The following is a 19567-nucleotide window of genomic DNA, read 5'->3' on the forward strand; positions in this document are numbered from 1 at the left end:
GTCAGTTGCTGATTCGAAGCACACCGGCCGTGGGCTCGGCAACGATCAGGTATTGCTGCAGAGCCTGGGTGGCAGGGCCAGTAGCCACTTTGCCCTTCGCATCATAGCGTGACAGGTCGAGAGGGCAATAAAACTGATTTTCGACTGGCTTGTATACCAACAGAGTACCCTCGTGAGTGCATTTGGCCGACACTGCAATGTACACCCCGTCTTTGGTCTGAGCCACAATAACATCGTTGACAATGACGTAGCCGCCTTTCGTTTTCAGACTTTCGTTGGCCTTATCGCTGAGGTTGAGGGTGAAGTCGATTTTGCGGGCTGGTTGGGGCTGGTTAGCCGCTGCGGTGAGGTCCGGGTTGGTGGCTCCGTCGCAGGCCGACGTGCAGCTCAGTAGCAGAACCGCCCCGACACTGATTCCAACGAAGCGGAAAAATTCGTGCCGGTTCATCAGCGGCTGGTCTGTTGTCGAGAAGGTGGTTTCCATAGTGGTTTTAACGTACTTTTGCGGTTGAAAGCCGGTTTTCTACCGTAAATGTACCTTTTTTTGTTGTCCTCAACCCACCAAACAAAGACGTTCATCGGGGGGTTAATTTAGACGGCTCATCACGGGCAGTCAGTCATATACGTATGGAAGAAGCGAAGGTCATTATCAATCCGATTTCGCCGGAAAAAGTTGCTGAGTCACCGGGTCTGCTGGCCTACGCCCACACGGCTGGCGGGGCGGTGATCCGGCCCGAAGACAAGGGAAAAATAACCGGTCGGGCGGTGTCGGCCATGCGGGAGCAGACCGACATGCAACTGACGCAGTTGTATAAGCAAATGCAGTTATTGGCCGAGCAGGCCACCGCCATCCGTAACCGGGTCGAAGTGTCAGAGCGTATCTATTCGGCCCAGATGAATTTCGAGCCGGTTGTGGGCCACACCTATTATTTCTACCAGCGCAAGGGTCATAACAGCACTGACGTTCTGTCGATGATTGGCCCAACCGAGTGGGGCCGCAAATTTCCCTTCGAGCGCTGCCTGGCCACCGTCCGCATGATGGCCGACCACACTTGGGACGTGCAGTATCACGATGTTTCATTCAATGAGTGAAAGAATGAAAGAGCGAAAGAGTGCCGTAACTGACGTTGGCCGGTGCATCAGCTTCCGCTCTTTCACTCTTTTTACTCTTTCACTCTTTATTCATGACGAGCAACTACCCCTGGCAACCGATTAAAGAATACGAAGAGATTCTGTTCAGCTACTACGATGGAATCGCCAAAATCAGCATCAATCGCCCCCACAAGCGCAATGCGTTTACGCCCCAGACGGTCAAGGAAATGTCGGAAGCGATGGAGATTGCCCGGCAGGATGTGCGCATCGGCGTCATCATTCTAACCGGCGAGGGGGGTGAAGCTTTTTGCTCAGGGGGTGACCAGTCGGTGCGGGGGCACGGCGGCTACGTGGGTGAAGATCAGGTGCCACGCCTGAACGTACTGGACCTGCAGATGCAGATTCGGCGCATTCCCAAGCCCGTGATCGCGATGGTGGCCGGGTATGCCATTGGCGGAGGCCACGTGTTGCACGTGGTCTGTGACCTGAGCATTGCCGCCGACAACGCCCGCTTTGGCCAGACCGGCCCCAAAGTCGGCTCGTTCGACGGTGGGTTTGGTGCCAGTTATTTGGCGCGGGTGGTGGGCCAGAAAAAAGCCCGTGAAATCTGGTTTCTCTGCGATCAGTACGATGCGCAGGAAGCGCTGGACATGGGTTTGGTGAACAAAGTCGTGCCGCTCGACAAACTGGAAGAAACGACGATTGAGTGGTGCCGCAAGATTCTCGAAAAAAGCCCGATTGCCCTCCGAATGCTCAAAGCGTCGTTAAACGCCGAGTTAGACGGGCAAGCCGGTATTCAGCAATTGGCGGGCGATGCCACGCTGCTTTATTATCTGTCGGAAGAGGCTAAAGAAGGCAAGGATGCGTTTCTGGAAAAGCGCAAACCCGACTTCAGCAAGTTCCCCAAGTTTCCGTAGCTTTAAACTGACATTCATGCGTCGCTACGCTAACGATTTTCACATGCGCAAAATTAACTTACTGCTGTTGCTAACACTTGTCATACTGTTTGTTGGGTGCCGGGAGGTAAGCCCCGCCAACAACGTTGCTGTTCAGATTGTGAACCGCAGCGGCAAACAGATTGGATACCTGTCCTTCTCAACAAATCGGGGGCAGGGAAGCGTACAAAAGCCTGGGTTGAAACAGCAGCAGACACTGGCCTTCAATTTTGAATTTGCTAACGTCGACAAAACGGATGGTTCATACCGGTTACGCTACAAGATCGCGGCTTCGCCCGATATACTGACCGAAACGTTCGGTTATTATACCAACGGGTATCCGCTTGACAGTCAACTGGACATTGCTGTATATGACGATTCGCTGTCAGTCAGAACTACTCCGAAAAAGAGTGGCTATTGAGGGTATGTTGATTGGGCTGACAGTTTAAATCAGGCAGAAACGGGATAGGGCGGACTAATTAGTCCGCCCTATCCCGTTTCTGCCTGACGTTTGGTTTATCTTAAGCGCGATCTCTTCGCTTTACTCCTTCCGTAGAACAGACTGAAAATTGCTGTCGACACCAGAGCAGTAACAAGCGCCCGCTGCACGAAACCGGCCCGGTCGTGTTTCCACTCCGCAGCGAAGCCTTTTTCGGCAAAGATATTCGGTACGTGCCCCTGTCTCAAGTCGTCAATGATACCTTCGACAACGTTGACACGGTCGGCAATCAGCAATGGAAGCCAGTGGCCATATTCGTTTTCGCTGTATTTAAAGGCAAAGCGCCGGATTTGGCCACTCAGCCCCGACGGGGGAACCGACGTACCGAAGACCGCACTTACGTTCGGGCGTTCGGTAGATTGCAACACCTCGATGGTTACCGGTTGCTGCTCAGGCCGTTCCCAAGTGTAGCCATTGTGTTCGTCGCTGACGTGGTGTTTCATGGGATAGGTTGGGTCGTTCTTCGGATTAGCATCGATACCCCAGCCTTTTATGTGCGCGTACTTTTCTGCTATATTTTCCATGAGAATACGAGGTTAAATGGTGGCAGATGGCATGGTGAGCACAGTCTTGATGCAGTTGTCGAGCTTGTTGGAGAACATGTAATATGCATCCGAAACGTCGTCTAACGGAACGCGGTGTGTAATTAGCCCTTTTGGGTTGAGAACACCGTTTTGCACATGCTCGATCAGGCGCGGCAACAACCGCTTCACCGGGGTTTGATTGGCCCGGATGGTCAGGCCTTTGTTCACTACGTTACCAATGGGCACCAAGTTGTCGGTAGGTCCGTAGACCCCCACAACCGATACAATGCCGCCTTTCCGGACGGAGTTGATCGCCCAGTGGAGCGCCGTGGCCGAACCCGCCTGTAGGAGAAGTTTCCGGCCAGTGATGGTTTGCAGCCCGCTACCGGTTGCCTCGGCTCCAACGGCATCAATGCAAACGTCGGCCCCCAGCCAGTCAGTTGCTTTTTTCAGAAACAGGACGACATCGTCCATTTCTTTGTAGTTATACGCTTCGCAGTTCGCGTAGTTTCGGACGAACTCCAGGCGATAATCCACGTTGTCGATGACGATAACGCGGCCTGCGCCAAACAGCCACGAACACCTGGCGGCCATGATACCCACGGGACCCGCCCCAAAAACCACGACCGTGTCGCCGGGTTGAATGCCGCCCATCTCGGCAGCCGAGTAGCCCGTTGGCACCACGTCGGTCAGCAAAACGGCATCGTCCGGGTCCATACCCGGCGGAATAACCGTGGGGCCAACGTCGGCGTAGGGTACCCGAACCCGTTCGGCCTGTCCGCCGTCATAACCACCCGCCGTGTGGGAGTAGCCAAAAATACCGCCGACGGCCGTAGCCTGCGTGTTCGATTCGTGGCAATTTCCGAAAAGTCCCTGTTTGCAGAAAACGCACTTCCCGCAGGCTACGTTGAAAGGCACCAGCACGTGGTCGCCCACCTTCAGCTTTTGCACTTCGGGCCCTATTTCTTCTACTATACCCGTAAACTCGTGCCCAAACGTCATGCCTACGCGGGTGTCGGGCACGTTGCCATTGTACAAATGCAAATCAGACCCGCAGATACAGGAGCGGGTAACCCGGACGATGGCATCTTCGGGATGCTCAATCCGTGGGTCAGGTTTGTGCTCAATACGAACCCGTCGGGGTCCCCGGTAACTCATGGCTAACATAGGCGTATTACTTGATGAACAAAGTTTTAGTTGAGTCACCACACAACGTCAGCGGTAGTCAGATGTTCAAACAAGTTAGGATGTGTATCTCCGGTTGCCAGTAGAAGTGGTTAGGGCTATACCCGGCCTTTTGCTCTATGCGCAGATGTAGAAACAGACAAGTAACAGCCAATACTCTCCTCCTTTTACAGCCATGACTACATTCTCTCGCTTTCTTCTCTTTCTATCAGTAGCCGCTTTGCTCGCTATGAGCGCGGCCAAACCCACGCGCGTCGTTTTCTTCGGCGATTCCATCACCCAGGCGGGCATTAAACCCGGCGGCTACATCGACCGGCTCAAAGCAATGCTCCCCGCTGAGCAGTATGAACTGATTGGCGCGGGCATTGGAGGCAATAAAATTTATGACCTGTTCCTCAGAATGGACGACGACGTGCTGGCCCAGAAGCCCGACGTTGTCGTGATTTGGGTGGGCGTCAATGATGTCTGGCACAAAGCCACATCGGGCACCGGTACCGACCCCGATAAGTTTGTGAAGTTCTATGAAGCGGTGGTCAAAAAATTACAGGCGGCCAACGTCCGCGTGGTGCTGTGTACGCCAGCAGCCATCGGCGAAAAAACCGACATGACCAATCAGCAGGACGGCGACCTGAACCAATACAGCCAGTTTATTCGTGATCTGGCCACGCGCCAGAACCTGCCGTTAGTCGATTTGCGGAAGGCGTTCTTGGAGCATGACCTGAGAAATAACTCAGACAATAAAGACCGGGGTATCCTCACCACCGACCGGGTTCACCTCAACGACTTGGGCAACCAGTTCGTGGCCGAGCAGATGCAAAAGGTGCTGACCGGAGCGAAGTAGGGGAAAGTTTTTAGTGTTTGGGTATGTCAGTGCCTACACACTGTAAACACGCACACACATACATACTCAAACACGAAGCCTTAGTTCCCCGTTACCCGCACCACCACGTCCCGCTTGCCGACCGGAGCCGTTAGCACGCCACCCGGCGCAACAGATTCGGTTTTTAGCACGACACCGGTCATGACGTCGGTCCACTCGGCGCGGTAGTTGCTTTTCGGTAGGTTGAGTTGCAGCGTAAATGGCTTGAGTGCGAGTGGCTCGGCGTAGATGACCCAGCCGACCGGGCCGTTACGCAGAGCGTATGTCATAGCCCCCGGCGAAGCCCGCACCACGGCTGGATCGGGAGTTAGTCGCGCTAAATCCAGCCGCTCGACGTATTGCTTCAGGATGCCGAACTGTTTGCGCAGGGCCGGGCTGCCGCCACCGGGCGTGGTGCCACCCCGGTAGGTCGTATCCTGCCCCGCTTCTGCCCCCACCGCAAACGAGTAGTCGAGTTGGTTGAACAGGCCACCACCCGCCATCAGAAACCGCCACGCCTGCCGCCGGTATGTCACGTCGGACTGTCCCGCAAAGCCTGTTTCGTTGAAGCCCACCACCCGGTTCAGCGCGTAGTTATCGGTCACGGCTTCGGGCAGGGCGTAGTGAAAATTGACAATAGACACGTTCGGATCGGGATTGACAACGGGGTAGCGGAAGTTGCCGATGTTCTGCGAGATCAGGTGCTTTTGCGGGAGCCGTTTCTCTTCGTCCACAATCCACGACGACACCCGTCGCTGCCAGTCGTTAGCGGCCTGACTCGTTACTTCGAGCGTTGCCCGGAAGTCGGGCTTGCCGTTTTCCGATGTGTGGTATTCGTTGCGGATCAAAATCGTGTCTTTCTGGTCGGCCCACGGCTCGTTTTGAATCTCGAAGTAAAGGTTGGCAAACCCATTCAGTTCGCGCACGATCTTGCGGGTGTACTGCTCTTGGTAGCCCAGCAGGTTACCGTTTTGCAACGTATTGACTAGTAGTGGCTTGACGTCGTCGGTCTGGTTAACGTTGTTGACCGGGTTGAAGGCGCTGTAGGGCCAACCCGTGCCGTAGTGCGACGAGAACAGTGTAATCTCCACAATGACGCCCTGCCGCTGAGCTTCGACCACGAAATCGCGCAGCCGGGTAAAATACGCGTCGTCCCATTTCCTCAGATCGAAGCGGTTGCCGCCGAGCGTGTAGCCGTCCTGAGTGCTTCGTGCCCACGGTAGTACAACCCGCCCAGTTTTAGGGGCCAGCGTGTTTTTCTGGATGCCAAAATCGCCTAACTTTTCGACATAGGCTCCTGTGAAGAGACGAGTTGTATTTAGATTATCGGTGTGCAGGGCCACCAGGTACGTTTGGTAGTCGAAATCCAGATTCAGTACCGCGCCGTAGTGCTCACCGGAGCCGACCAGCACCGTGGGTTTATTCTGGTACTGGAAATAGTGCGGGTTTTGGGGGAGAAGCCGGAGCGGCTGGGCAACGAGAGTAATATTTAGCAGACACAGCGTTACGGACAAGAGAATGGTTCTCATAAAACAGGTGTAAAATTCGTATAAACGAAGGCGTTTTGATCTGATACCTACTTTTGATAAGGCTTGGTTCATGGTTGGCTGATGCACTTAACATTACAAACTCAGTAAACTGCCAACGGATATGGCTTTCTGATTTGCCCTTCTGAACAGTTGCCTGCGCATACGGGAAGGATGAATTAAACACCATGACTATAAGTAATCAAAACTCGCATAAACCAGCCGACCTGGTAGTGACCGAAGCGCCAGCGCCAAAAGTCAATCCGTTCGATCTAACGGGTACGGTTACTGTCGTAACGGGCGCGACGGGTGTGTTGGGGGAGGCTTTTTGCGATGCCATCGGGCAGGCGGGTGGCACAGTCATACTCCTCGGCCGGAACACGGACGTTGGAGAAAGGCGAGCCGCCGACCTGCGCCGAAGCGGCTACGAAGCCCACTTTATCGCGACCGACGTACTTAATGCTGACGACATAAAGCAGGCGTGTGACGAAGTCTTATCCAAATACGGGCAGATCGACAATTTGGTCAACGCGGCTGGCGGCAATGTCGCCGAAGCCGTGATTCAGCCCAATCAGGATCTGTTTTCAGTGAACATTGCGGCTATCAAAACCGCATTCGACCTGAATTTGTACGGTACACTGATGCCGACGTTTGCCTTTGGACCATCCATTGCCCGGCAAGGTGGGAGCATCGTCAACATCTCGTCGATGGCGTCGCAGTCGGCCATTACCCGCGTGCTGGGCTACTCGATGGCGAAGGCGGCCGTGGATAATTTCACGCGCTGGATGGCGGTTGAGCTGGCCAACCGGTACGGCGACGCGGTGCGCATCAACGCGCTGGCTCCCGGCTTTTTCATCACCCAGCAGAACCGGCATCTGCTTACCAACCCCGACGGCTCGCACACGACGCGGGGCGAAGCCGTCATCCGCAACACACCCTACCGGCGGTTTGGTCAGCCCAGCGAATTAAACGGCACCCTAATCTGGCTGCTGTCGGGGGCGTCGCGCTTCGTCAACGGCGAGGTCGTGTGCGTGGATGGTGGATTTCATGTTTTCTCGGGCGTATAAGTTAATGATGAATGATAAACGATGAATGATGAACGATGACATGATGCACGGGCACCGAAAGCCATTTATCATTCATTGTTTATCATTCATCATTCAAAAAATGAACCTACTACAAACCTGGCGGTGGTTCGGGCCGGACGATCCGGTGACATTATCTGATGTTCGGCAAACGGGTGCGACCGGTATTGTGACGGCGCTGCACCAGATCCCGCACGGGGCAGTGTGGCCCGTGGACGCCATTCGGACCCGGCAGGCCGAAATTGAGTCGGTCGGTTCGGCTGGTGCCCCGATGCACTGGGCCGTGGTCGAAAGCCTTACCGTTTCAGAGTCCATCAAAACCCGGACGGGGCCATTTCGGCAAAACATTGAGGATTATAAACAGAGTCTGCGGAATTTAGCTGCCTGCGGACTGCGGGTGGTGACGTATAACTTCATGCCGGTCAACGACTGGACGCGCACGAATTTGAACTATACCATGCCCGACGGCTCGAAAGCGTTGTACTTCAACTGGTTCGATCTGGCGGTGTTTGATATTCATCTGTTGAAACGCCCCAACGCTGCCGACGATTACCCGGCTGAGGTGCTGGCGGAAGCCGAACGACGTTTTGAAAAATACAGCCCAGCCGAATGTGAGCAGTTGGCTGACATTGTGATGTTTGGCATACCGGGCGAGGCAAAACAAACACTCGATGGAATGCGGGCCAAACTCGATACCTACGCCGATATCAATGCCGACGCCCTGCGCGCGAATCTGATTGATTTTCTGGCCGAAGTTGCCCCAGTAGCCGATGAGGTAGGTATCCGGCTGGCTATTCATCCCGACGATCCACCGTTTCCAATTTTCGGTCTGCCCCGCATCATGTCCCGCGCCGAGGATTACAACCAGTTGCTGACCAGCGTGCCGAACCTGAGCAATGGGGTGTGTTTCTGCACCGGGTCGCTGGGGGCGAACTCCGCCAACGACCTGCCCGCAATGGTCCGGCTACTCGGCGAACGAATTCACTTTGTTCACCTGCGCAACGTCCGGAAAGATGAGCACGGCAACTTTTTCGAATCGGATCATTTGGACGGCGACGTGGACATGTACGCCGTGATGCGCGAGATACTGGCCGTTCAGCAGCGGGTGGCGGAGCCGATTCCGTTCCGGCCCGACCACGGCCATCAGATGCTCGATGATTTGCAGAAGCGGACCAATCCGGGTTATTCGTGCATTGGCCGGTTGCGCGGCTTAGCCGAACTTCGGGGGCTGGAACTGGGCATCTGCCGGGCCGAAGGCTGGAATGGATTTAACTTGTAAACGTAATCACCGTATTCCTTAAAAATCGATGCTAAATACCGCTCCAATTTCGCCCGCGCTGGACCTGAACCAGACCCGAACCAACTACCGCTGGGTAATTGCCGGGCTGCTGTTCTTGGCCACAACCATCAACTACCTCGACCGACAGGTAATCAGTTTACTCAAACCCATGCTGACCGCCGAGTTTAGCTGGACAGAATCTGATTACGCGGGCATTGTAACGGCGTTTACCTTAGCCTACGGCATGAGTGCGCTGCTGGCGGGGTACGTCATCGACCGAATCGGTACCAAAACCGGCTACATGGTGTCCATTGCGGTTTGGAGCGTGGCCGCAATGGCCCACGCGCTGGCGGGCGGCACCACGGGTTTCATGGTAGCACGGGCGTTGTTGGGCATCGGCGAATCGGGTAATTTCCCAGCGTCGATCAAAACCGTGGCCGAGTGGTTTCCCAAGAAAGAGCGGGCCTTTGCTACGGGTTTTTTCAACTCCGGGACAAATATTGGTGCGGTGGTGGCCCCGGCGGTGGTGCCGGGCTTAGCGCTGGCCGTTGGCTGGCAGATGACGTTCGTGATTACGGGCCTGATTGGTTTCGCCTGGATCGTTGTCTGGTGGCTTTATTACGACGTACCAGCGCGGCACCGGCGGGTCAACCCGGCAGAACTGGCCCACATTGTCAGCGATCCTCAAACGGCCGACGACCTGGCTTCGGCGACTCCCGAAGGCTGGCGGTCGGTGTTCCGCAAAAGGGCTATCTGGGGATTCATGTTTGGGAAGCTGTTCACCGACCCGATCTGGTGGTTTTTTCTGTTTTGGCTTCCGGCTTACCTCTCAGATGTGTATCACCTCGATCTCAAGAAATTAGGTGCGCCACTCATTATCATCTACTTAGCTGCAACCATTGGCAGTCTGGGCGGGGGCTGGCTGTCGTCGCGGCTGATTAGTAAGGGCTGGCCACCCACCAAAGCCAGACAGTATGCCATGCTGCTGTTTGCCTTATGTGTAGTGCCCGTGCTCAGCATTAGCCAGTTCAGTGAAATCTGGCCCGTCATCGTCGTGCTGAGTCTGGCGGTGGCTGCGCATCAGGCGTGGTCGGCCAACGTGTTTACGGTAGCGTCGGACGTGTTTCCAAAGCGAAGCTTGAGCTTGGTGGTGGGCTTTGGTACGATGGCTGGAACCATTGGCGGCAGTATTTTTCCGCTGATTGTGGGGCGCATTCTGGACCATTACAAAGGTATCGGGCAGTTGGCTCAGGGCTATAATGTTGTGTTTAACATTGCCAGTTTCGCTTACCTGCTCGCGTGGGCCATGCTGTACCTATTTGTATTTGGACCAGCACGCAAAATTCAACGATCCGGCTTGCCGGGTTAAAATAGATTCTCGTTTGGTAATTATTAATCAGTACAATCATGACAAACCAGGCATTCTCCCGCAGAACTTTTCTGGACCTCTCCGCTAAAGCAACGGCGGTTGTGGTGGGATTCCCAACCATCGTTCCGGCATCAGTATTCGGCAAAAACGCGCCCAGTAACCGGATCAACATCGGGGCCATTGGCACGGGCCGAATCTCGCGAACGCATGATATTCCCGGCGTGTGGCAGTATGATAACGCGCTTATTACAGCCGTGTGTGACGTGGACAGTAACCGTGCCAACGACACCAAAAAATTAGTCAACGATTTCTACACTAAGAAAACGGGCAAGGCGTACGACGGGGTGCAGGTGTACACCGATTACCGCGAGTTGCTGGCCAATAAGGACATTGACGCCGTGCTGGTGAGCACCCCCGATCACTGGCATGCGCCGATTGTGATTCACGCCGTGGAAGCGGGCAAGGACGTGTACATGCAGAAACCGGCATCGCTCACCATTGCCGAAGGCCGGATGATGGCCGACGCCGTGAAACGCTCCGGCCGCATTGTGCAGGTGGGCAGTCAGCAACGGTCGTCGCGGCAGTTTCGCTACGCGGCCGAACTGGTGCGCAACGGCCGGATTGGTGATCTGAAAACAATTTATGTCGGCCTGCCCGGCGACCCATCGGGCGATGAGGAAAAGGAAATGCCGGTCCCCAAGAACCTGAACTACGATATGTGGCTCGGTACCACGCCGGAAATGTATTACACCGAAAAACGGGTGCATCCGCAGGCAGACTACGACCGGCCGGGCTGGCTGCGCTGCGAGCAGTTTGGGGCGGGCATGATTACCGGCTGGGGATCGCACCACATCGACTGCGCCCACTGGGCGATGAATACCGAACACACGGGGCCGGTGGAAATTTCGGGTAAAGCCGATTTTCCGAAAAGCGGTTTGTGGGACGTGCACGGTATTTTCCGTACGGAAGCGCTGTATAAAAACGGCGTCCGTATGGTGGTCAGCAACGAAATACCCAACGGCATCCGGTTCGAGGGAACCAACGGCTGGATCTTTGTTTCGCGGGGCGATGCCGCCGTCACGGCCAGCGATCCGGTCGCCAAACAAAATGCAGCCAAAGCACTCGATGCCAGCGATCCGAAGCTCCTGACTTCCGAAATTGGGCCGAACGAAACGCACCTGACCGTCAGCAAAGAGCACCACGGCAACTGGTTAGAGAGCGTCGTGAGCCGCAAAGAACCCATTGCGCCCGCCGAGGTTGGCCACCGTTCGTGCTCAGCTTGTCTGCTCCACCACGCGGCTATGAAGCTGAATCGAAAACTGTACTGGAATCCCGATAAGGAGCAGTTCATCAACGACCCCGAAGCCACCAAACTCCTGTCGCGTCCGCAGCGGAAAGAATACGCGATTGTGGCGATGGAAGCACGCAAAGGACGTTGAGTAACAGAATACACCATCACGCAGAATACGCATGAAATTTTACTTGCCAATGGCTGGTCTGCTCGTGGTAGCTTTGCTGCTTTCCTTGCGACTACCCAACTCAACAGCTGACGGCCCAATCCGGCTGATTACCCTCGACCCCGGCCATTTCCACGCGGCTCTGGTTCAGAAGACGATGTACGAAGGTGTCGATCCGGTCGTTCACGTCTACGCGCCTGATGGTTCTGATTTACAGATGCACCTCGACCGCATTCAGGCCTACAACACTCGATCCGACAACCCAACGAAGTGGCAGGAAGAAGTTTATCGTGGCCCTGATTTTCTGACTAAAATGTTAACTCAGAAGCTTGGGAACGTGGTCGTTATGTCGGGTAATAATCGCCTGAAAACGGACTACATCCGGCAGGCAGTCGGGGCGGGGTTCAATGTGCTGGCTGATAAGCCGATGGTCATCAGCGGTCCGGAGTTTGGCAAACTGGAGGAATCGTTTGCAACGGCAGCTAAAAACAAGGTCCTGCTGTACGACATCATGACGGAACGGTTCGAGATCACGACGATGCTGCAACGGGCGTTCTCGCGGCAGCCCGCTCTGTTCGGAACCCTTGAACGCGGTACGCCCGACAACCCCGCCGTAACGAAGGAAAGCGTTCATCACTTCTACAAAAATGTGTCGGGCAGTGTTCTCACCCGCCCGGCCTGGTTCATGGACGTAGCTCAGCAGGGCGAAGGCATCGTGGACGTAACAACCCATTTGGTCGACCTTGTGCAGTGGGCCTGTTTCCCCGAACAAGCGCTCGATTATCGGAAGGACGTCCGGCTGATTTCCGCCCGGCGCTGGCCAACCGACATGCGCCTGAGCCAGTTTCGAGCCATCACGAAGTTGCCGACCTTTCCTGATTATCTAAAGAAAGACGTGGTGCAGGACAGCATTCTGCGGGTGTTCAGCAACGGCGAAATCAACTACCAACTGCGGGGTATTCATGCGAAAGTGTCGGTCATCTGGGCCTACGCAGCCCCATCCGGTGGGGGCGATACGCATCAGTCGACTATGCGCGGCACGAAGGCCAACCTGGTCATCCGGCAGGGTGCCGAACAGCAGTACAAGCCCACGCTTCATTTGGAGCCGGTGGCGGGTAATACCACACTGGCCGCGTCGCTGAAAACGGTGCTGCCCGCCATTCAGCGCGAGTTTCCGGGCGTCGAGGTCCGGCAAAACGGTACGGGTTGGATCGTTGTCGTTCCCGAACGCTACAATGAGGGCCACGAAGCCCATTTCGGTCGCGTGATGCAGAACTACCTCAACTACCTGAAAGCGGGGAAGATGCCCGCTTGGGAAGTACCTAACATGCTGACAAAATATTACACCACGACGCAGTCATTGGCCCTGGCAAAGAAAAATTTATGAACAACCGACGCATATTTCTTAAGCAAACCACCGGCTTAGCCGCGCTATCAGCGTTGCCGTCGAGCGTATACGCCCAATCCAAAGCGCCCGCCCGGATACGGTTTGCGGCTATTGGGCTCAACCACGGTCACATTTACGGACAAGTCGAAGCGGTGGTGCGCGGGGGCGGTGAGCTGGTATCGTTCTTCGCGAAAGAACCGGATCTGGCTGCGGCCTTCACCAAGCGTTACCCGGAGGCTAAACTCGCCCGCTCGGAAGACGAGATTCTGGGCGATAAAAGCATTCAACTCGTTGTCAGCGCAGCCATTCCCGACGAACGTGCGCCACTCGGTATCCGCGTGATGAAGGCGGGGAAGGATTTCATGGGCGATAAACCCGGCATCACCACCCTCGATCAGTTGGCCGAGGTGCGTCGGGTGCAAAAGGAAACCGGGCGCATCTACTCCATCATGTACAGCGAACGGTTCGAGAACCGGGCGACCGTCAAAGCAGGTGAACTGGTGAAAGCCGGGGCCATTGGGCAGGTTGTTCAGACCATTGGGCTGGGGCCGCACCGGATTAGCCTGAGTTCGCGCCCGGACTGGTTTTTCGACCGCAAACGCTACGGCGGCATCATTACGGATATTGGCTCACACCAGTGTGACCAGTTTCTATTTTTCACGGGTTCCACAAAAGCTGATGTGGTGGCTTCCCAGACGGGCAACGTGCATTACCCGCAACATCCGAACTTTGAGGACTTCGGCGACCTGACGGTGCGGGGCGATAAAGGCACGGGCTACATCCGAGTGGACTGGTTCACGCCCGACGGCCTGAACACTTGGGGCGACGGACGCCTGACGATCCTCGGCACCGAGGGATACATCGAGATTCGCAAGAACGTCGACATCGCCGGGCGCGAGGGAGGCAACCACCTGTTTCTGGTCGACAAGAAAGAAACGCGTTACGTCGATTGTACCAAGCAACTCCTCCCGTACGGCGGTCAACTCATTGACGATATTCTGAACCGCACCGAAACGGCCATGACACAGGCGCACTGTTTTTTGGCCACCGAACTGGCTCTGAAAGCGCAGAAACAAGCCCAGCGTATCAAACTGACGTAGTCCGAATGAACCAACTTATCAAGGCAGGACTAACTATTGTGTTTGTTTGGCTGCTCCAGCCAGAAACGGGCTGGGGCCAATCTCAATCAAACCAAAGCGCTTCAAACGTTAACTGGAAACGGGTGAAGGTGCTGGTTTACACCAAGAACGGCAAGGGCTACGTTCATGATAATATACCATCGGCCGTGCGGTGCCTTCAGCGGCTGGGACAAGAGCACGGATTCAGCGTGGACACATCGGCCCGTGCGGACGTTTTCACTGAAGCTAACCTCCGGCAGTATTCCGCCCTGATTTTTGCCAGCACCAACAACGACGTGTTCGACTCTGATGGGCAGCGGCTGGCGTTCCGGCGTTATATCGAGTCGGGCGGTGGGTTTGTGGGCGTCCATTCGGTGGTGGGCACCGAGCGCAACTGGACCTGGTTCAAGCGGCTGATGGGCGGCACGTTTCTCTGGCACGCTAAATTTCAGCCGTATCAGTTGCGGGTCCTGGCTGCGCAACACCCATCCATGAAAGATGTACCAACTGTCTGGGCCAAATCCGACGAGTGCTATTTCCTGAAAGAATTGTCGCCCGGCCCCACCGCCGTGCTGGCCAGTGAACTGGCATCGCTCAACCCCAACGAAGCTGAAAAAGTCAGAACCTCGGCTGGCGCGTACACTGATCTTTACCCAGCGGCCTGGTACTACGATTTCGATGGTGGCCACACGTGGTGCACCCTGCTCGGCCACGACAAAACCGACTACGACGATCCCATATTTGTCAACCACCTTTTTCAGGGTATTCGGTTCGTCGTGAGCCAGGTCAAAACGATTGATCCGGCCAGGGCCTACGCGCGAACGGCGGAGGAGTCGCTTCGTTAAGAATTTTAGGTCTATATGGCCGAGTCGGACAGGCAAAACTGTACTGTCTCTAAATTCGTTAGCTTTACGGGTGTATAAACCCACCTAATATGGAAGCGAGTAACAGCTTTGATGAAGTTCGGGCAATCTTAAAGGAGATTGCCGAGAAGCAGCGTAACAACGAGCAGGAGTTAAGCCGGGTGGCCAAAATAGTGGGCGAGATTGGCAACAAATTTGGTTCGTTCCCCGAAGGAATGGCCTTTCCGTCGATGGACAAAGTGTTGCGGAAACAGTTCGGTATGAAAACCGTCACCACGAATTTTACGACCGAAGCTGGTTCCGACACCCTGGAGATTGATGTTCTTGGACTGGCTAATGGAGACGTCAATGCCGCCGTTATTGTGGAAGTAAAAAGCCATCTGAAACGAAGAGACATTGAGCAGACGCTTAAAACCATCGAGCGGTTTAGACGTTTGCATCCAGAACACGCTACTAAGAAATTATACGGCATTATCGCCTGCGTAAGCGGCTCTAAAGAGCAGCGAGAAGAGGCACAAAAGGCGGGACTATTTGTTGCCTCTATTCATGATGAAGTATTTGAATTGAAGACCCCAGCTTTCTTCGTTCCCCGCGACTTTTCACAAACGTCCGCTGCGGCTTGAACGCGTTTTCCCGTACAAATTCCCGTAACTTTGACCGACTACCCCGTTACGGAATACTATGCGTACTCAATTTCACGGCGTTGGCGTTGCCATTGTGACCCCCTTCAAGGCCGATCATTCCATTGATTTCGACGGTTTCGGCCGTATCATTCGGCACGTCTCCGACGGGGGCGTTCGCTATATTGTTCTACAAGGCACTACGGGCGAATCGCCGACGGTGACAAAGGGGGAGAAAGTGCAACTGCTACACTACCTGAAGGAAAATAATCCGAAAAACCTGCCCATCGTGTATGGGGTAGGGGGTAACGCCACGGCTGATGTGGTGGCAGGCATGAATGACATTGACTTCTCCGGTGTTTCAGCAATTCTGTCGGTTTGTCCGTATTATAACAAGCCCGGCAAACGGGGTGTTATCGAGCATTTTACCCGCGTGGCCGATGCCAGTCCCGTGCCGGTCATTCTATACAATATTCCGTTCAGGACCGGCATTAATATGAGTGCCGAGACGATTGTCGAACTGGCGCAGCACCCCAACATCATCGGCGTGAAAGAAGCCTCCTGCGTCATCGAGCAGTGCATGGAAATTGCCCGCGACAAGCCCGACGATTTCCTGCTCATTTCGGGCGACGACGTGCAGGGCGTCCCCATTATCAGCATTGGCGGGGTGGGGGTCATGTCGGTGATTGCCAACGCATTCCCGGCTAAATTCTGCGGGATGATCGAAGCCGCGCTGCACGGTGATTTCACCCACGCCCAGCGCGAACTTGGTCATTTTTTGCGCATCGACTCGCTGCTTTATGAAGAGGGTAATCCGGTGGGTGTCAAGAATATATTGGAAATTATGGGCTTGATGTCCGCCGAAGTGCGCCTGCCGCTGATGCGGGCGTCTGACGACCTGAGCGAACGTCAGCGGGCCGTGTTACAGCGCGACGGGTTGCTGGAATTAGTGGCGTGAGATAGGTATGTGGACGATAAAAAAGCGGTACTTTCCAAAAAGGTGCCGCTTTTTTTGTTGTCTGTGTGCTGATTATATCCCCCGGTTCCGGCCACCACCCAGGAACTTAGACGCCAACCAGATCAGAACGGCAACCACCAGAACGACACCGATAATACCCGTGTAAGCACCGGCTGCGAAGATGTCGCCAATGGCCTCGCAACTGGTCATGAACAGCGTCAGAAACAGGGCCACAACGGCCATTGGGAAGAAGCGGAGCAAAGTTTTCATAAACGTTGATTAAGTTGGTTTGTGGGAGCGAACAACCAGCCGATTTTCGGTAGTTGCCCAATTAACCCGCTCTGTCTCAATTTGTTCTACGGATGCCACACTTAGATATTCCACCAGTACGTCCATTTAAGCACCAGCGCCCGATTTTTGACCGCCAACAGGCCTGCAACATCTTGGCCAATCTGGGAACTAAAGGAAGGCAGGTAGTTGTCGGTGTATACCAGAAATAAGTCGGACGCGGGCTTGTAACGCCACTGAATCCGGGCGTTCAGGTTCATGTTTTTTTGCTGCTCGTTATACTGCACAAACGTGGTCAGGTAGAGCGTGTTGGTCATGGTCACGTCGAAGCGCGGGCCAACGAGCCAAAACCTCGTGCGGCCCCACGGCTGCGGTAACCGGATGTCGTTGTAACTCGTGCTGACGGCTAAACTGACGTAGGGCTGAAACCGGTAGCCCGCATCGGCGGTCAGATTTAGGCGGGTGCCATTGGCATAATAGCCGCCGTAACGCGACGAGAATCCGTAGGTAAACAGACTCTGCGGTTTCGAGGTGAACTGCGTTCCCCAGGCCCGCCAGCGGTGTTCGGTGCCAGCCAATAGTGTCTGACGGCCCGTGTTAGTTGGGTCGAAGGGTTGCAATAGCCGAACGTAGTCGGTGGCAACCCAGCCCAGCAACGTGGCCCGGCTGCGGAAGGTGAGCAGGTAACTCAGAATGCTCTCGCTGTCGCTCTGCCGCCCGGCCGGGTCGAAAAAGTAGGTAGACTGCACCAGCGGGCCGTGGCTCTGGATTCCACCGCCCGTCGGCAGGAATGTGTAACCCGCCGTAGCCAGCGCCCGCCGGTAGCCCCGGCGCGGCACATAGCCCGCTTCGGCGGTGTAGTTTTTACCAACCGATTCGAGCTGCCCGCCCAGTAACCACCGGCGGCTGGTGTACTGCAAATTAGCGGCATAAACGGCGTCGTCTGACCGGCCCGCCGGTGCGGTGGATACGTTCGCCTGGCTCATCGAACTGAACGATTTGAGATAGAGCGCCTTACCCGTCCACAAGTTATTCGCCGAAGCCAGGTTATACTCAAATCCGAGGTTGCGGTTGTATTGCGAGTAGATGGGCTTTTCGGGCACGGCCGGAGTGGCGCCCGGCTCATAGTTCAGCGACTGCTTATTAACGAACAGAATGCCGACGTTGGAGCGGGCAAACACCCGTCGCTGTAGGGCAACAACCGCAAAGTTCTGCGCAGGCAGTGCCAGATCATCCACACGGCCAGTCTGCATATCCATCAGCCCGATGCGCCAGTCTTTGTTCAGCTTGCCGCTCAGCCGAGCACCAAACCGAATCGGTACGCCACCCAGCCCAATCCGGCGGCTGAAAAACGGGCGGATATTCGTGTAGCCGAAGTTGGTAAACTGATCACCGTTTTCTAGAAAAAACTGCCGCCGTTCGGGGAAGAACAGCTCGAAGCGGTCGAGGTTGGTCACCTGCTGATCGACGTCGACCTGCGAAAAATCGGAGTTGACGGTCAGGTCTAAGTTGAGCGATGAGGTGATGGCAATTTTAGCATCCAGGCCCGCATCGAATCGGTTTTTGTTAGGAATGCTACGCGCATAATCCCGCGACAGACCCGTCAGCGCGTACGGAATCAGCGAGATATTAGGGCCGGGTTGGGGTGGGGGCTGATCCCAGACCAGCACGCCCGTGTAGGCCAGCGAAGCCGTTGGAAACTGACGGGGTATGGGTGTCCAAGATGATTTTTCGGTCGTTTTCAAATCCTGCCGACCAAAGTTGACGCCCCACCGCGTAACGCCCTGTTTGTAACGAATGCTTTTGAACGGAATGGCGAGTTCAATTACGTACCGGTCGGGATAATTGCGCACCACCGACGTCCACTTGTTGTCCCAACTTAGATTCGCCTTGCTGCCTTCGTACAGAAGCCCGTCCCACTGCGCCCCGGCCGCATTGGTGCCGAACGTGAAGCCGTTGGTCTGGTCGTCGAAGGTGTCCATAAAGAAAATAAAATTGTCGTTGCGCCCGAAATTCCAGTCACGCCGGAGCGACTCAACGATGTATGGACCCGGCACAGACCCGTGATGGCAAACGGCGCTCAAATACACGTTTTTGTCATCGTAAGTCATTCGTACGTCCGTGCGAACGGCTGCCCTGCTGGTATCCATCGGCAGCACCATCCAGAAGTCACCGGCCACGTCAGCGGCTTGCCACGCAGCTTCATCCACTAACCCATCCACTACCACGGGCGACGCAATGCGGCTGATATTAAGCTGGTAGGCTTCGTTTTTTTTCTGCCCCAGCAGGGGGAGGCAGAGCAGAAGATAATTGAGTAAAAGCAGTAAAAGGCGCACTTGGTGAAAATGAGTAGAAGTCACTATGGACAAAAGTCATAGTTTGAAATTTATACCCCGTTGTCGAAAAATGCCGATTGGTTTGCTGCTATATTATCCGAACGAAACATGACGCGTTGCCTCATCATGACGAATCCATGGGGCAACGCCCTATGAGTCTGGTGGAGCATCGCCCTGTGTTGATGGG

Annotated in this window: 19 protein-coding genes; 13 read left to right on the forward strand and 6 right to left on the reverse strand. The window is 55.2% G+C overall.

From position 1 onward, the window contains the following. Position 1: 1 nt before the first annotated feature. Complete coding sequence (locus ACYVHB_RS02530) at positions 2-484, reverse strand: Rieske 2Fe-2S domain-containing protein (protein ID WP_461049313.1); 483 nt, start codon at positions 482-484, stop codon at positions 2-4. 143 nt (positions 485-627) lie between these two features. Between ACYVHB_RS02530 and ACYVHB_RS02535 the strand changes: the two genes are divergently transcribed. From ACYVHB_RS02535 to ACYVHB_RS02545, 3 genes are all read left to right on the forward strand, one after another. After that, positions 628-1092 (forward strand): DUF2452 domain-containing protein, encoded by a 465-nt coding sequence (locus ACYVHB_RS02535; protein WP_461049315.1) that lies wholly within the window; start codon positions 628-630, stop codon positions 1090-1092. 92 nt (positions 1093-1184) lie between these two features. Further along, positions 1185-2009, forward strand: coding sequence for a 1,4-dihydroxy-2-naphthoyl-CoA synthase (gene menB / locus ACYVHB_RS02540; protein ID WP_461049317.1), 825 nt, complete (start codon positions 1185-1187; stop codon positions 2007-2009). Positions 2010-2025: 16 nt separating this feature from the next. Then, entirely contained in the window at positions 2026-2448 is a 423-nt protein-coding gene (locus tag ACYVHB_RS02545) for a hypothetical protein (protein ID WP_461049319.1), read from the forward strand. 95 nt (positions 2449-2543) lie between these two features. Here ACYVHB_RS02545 and ACYVHB_RS02550 read toward each other — a convergent pair whose 3' ends face one another. Then, complete coding sequence (locus tag ACYVHB_RS02550) at positions 2544-3050, reverse strand: hypothetical protein (protein WP_461049320.1); 507 nt, start codon at positions 3048-3050, stop codon at positions 2544-2546. A gap of 12 nt (positions 3051-3062) precedes the next feature. Continuing rightward, positions 3063-4217: a zinc-dependent alcohol dehydrogenase gene (locus ACYVHB_RS02555; protein ID WP_461049322.1), complete on the reverse strand. Its 1155-nt coding sequence runs from the start codon at positions 4215-4217 to the stop codon at positions 3063-3065. A 193-nt stretch (positions 4218-4410) separates the two neighbouring features. Between ACYVHB_RS02555 and ACYVHB_RS02560 the strand changes: the two genes are divergently transcribed. Continuing rightward, complete coding sequence (locus tag ACYVHB_RS02560) at positions 4411-5076, forward strand: SGNH/GDSL hydrolase family protein (RefSeq protein ID WP_461049324.1); 666 nt, start codon at positions 4411-4413, stop codon at positions 5074-5076. An 80-nt stretch (positions 5077-5156) separates the two neighbouring features. On the opposite strand, the gene ACYVHB_RS02565 is transcribed toward ACYVHB_RS02560, so the two are convergent. Next, positions 5157-6623, reverse strand: coding sequence for a hypothetical protein (locus ACYVHB_RS02565; RefSeq protein ID WP_461049326.1), 1467 nt, complete (start codon positions 6621-6623; stop codon positions 5157-5159). A gap of 185 nt (positions 6624-6808) precedes the next feature. Here ACYVHB_RS02565 and ACYVHB_RS02570 point away from each other — a divergent pair, with 185 nt between their 5' ends. From ACYVHB_RS02570 to dapA, 9 genes are all read left to right on the forward strand, one after another. Beyond that, complete coding sequence (locus tag ACYVHB_RS02570; RefSeq protein WP_461049328.1) at positions 6809-7687, forward strand: SDR family oxidoreductase; 879 nt, start codon at positions 6809-6811, stop codon at positions 7685-7687. Between the two features lie 100 nt (positions 7688-7787). After that, on the forward strand, positions 7788-8984 hold the full coding sequence (gene uxuA / locus ACYVHB_RS02575) for a mannonate dehydratase (protein ID WP_461049330.1): 1197 nt from the start codon (positions 7788-7790) through the stop codon (positions 8982-8984). 28 nt (positions 8985-9012) lie between these two features. Beyond that, positions 9013-10353, forward strand: a complete 1341-nt coding sequence (locus ACYVHB_RS02580) for an MFS transporter (RefSeq protein WP_461049332.1) — start codon at positions 9013-9015, stop codon at positions 10351-10353. 38 nt (positions 10354-10391) lie between these two features. After that, positions 10392-11792, forward strand: a complete 1401-nt coding sequence (locus ACYVHB_RS02585) for a Gfo/Idh/MocA family protein (protein ID WP_461049334.1) — start codon at positions 10392-10394, stop codon at positions 11790-11792. 31 nt (positions 11793-11823) lie between these two features. Further along, positions 11824-13197 carry a putative oxidoreductase C-terminal domain-containing protein gene (locus ACYVHB_RS02590; RefSeq protein ID WP_461049335.1) on the forward strand — a complete coding sequence of 458 codons (1374 nt, stop codon included), beginning with the start codon at positions 11824-11826 and terminating at the stop codon, positions 13195-13197. After that, a complete protein-coding gene (locus tag ACYVHB_RS02595; RefSeq protein ID WP_461049337.1) occupies positions 13194-14297 on the forward strand; it encodes a Gfo/Idh/MocA family protein in 1104 nt (367 codons plus the stop codon). The genes ACYVHB_RS02590 and ACYVHB_RS02595 overlap by 4 nt, the downstream gene beginning before the upstream one ends. Before the next feature lie 5 nt (positions 14298-14302). Next, positions 14303-15160 carry a ThuA domain-containing protein gene (locus ACYVHB_RS02600; protein WP_461049339.1) on the forward strand — a complete coding sequence of 286 codons (858 nt, stop codon included), beginning with the start codon at positions 14303-14305 and terminating at the stop codon, positions 15158-15160. Between the two features lie 89 nt (positions 15161-15249). Further along, on the forward strand, positions 15250-15801 hold the full coding sequence (locus ACYVHB_RS02605) for a hypothetical protein (RefSeq protein ID WP_461049341.1): 552 nt from the start codon (positions 15250-15252) through the stop codon (positions 15799-15801). A gap of 58 nt (positions 15802-15859) precedes the next feature. Beyond that, on the forward strand, positions 15860-16756 hold the full coding sequence (gene dapA, locus ACYVHB_RS02610; RefSeq protein WP_461049342.1) for a 4-hydroxy-tetrahydrodipicolinate synthase: 897 nt from the start codon (positions 15860-15862) through the stop codon (positions 16754-16756). 72 nt (positions 16757-16828) lie between these two features. Here the strand turns inward: dapA and ACYVHB_RS02615 are convergent, their stop codons facing one another. Then, positions 16829-17026 carry a hypothetical protein gene (locus ACYVHB_RS02615; RefSeq protein WP_461049344.1) on the reverse strand — a complete coding sequence of 66 codons (198 nt, stop codon included), beginning with the start codon at positions 17024-17026 and terminating at the stop codon, positions 16829-16831. Between the two features lie 101 nt (positions 17027-17127). Beyond that, positions 17128-19380, reverse strand: a complete 2253-nt coding sequence (locus ACYVHB_RS02620) for a carbohydrate binding family 9 domain-containing protein (protein ID WP_461049346.1) — start codon at positions 19378-19380, stop codon at positions 17128-17130. Between the last annotated feature and the right edge of the window lie 187 nt (positions 19381-19567).

It is taken from the genome of Spirosoma arcticum, assembly GCF_054779955.1.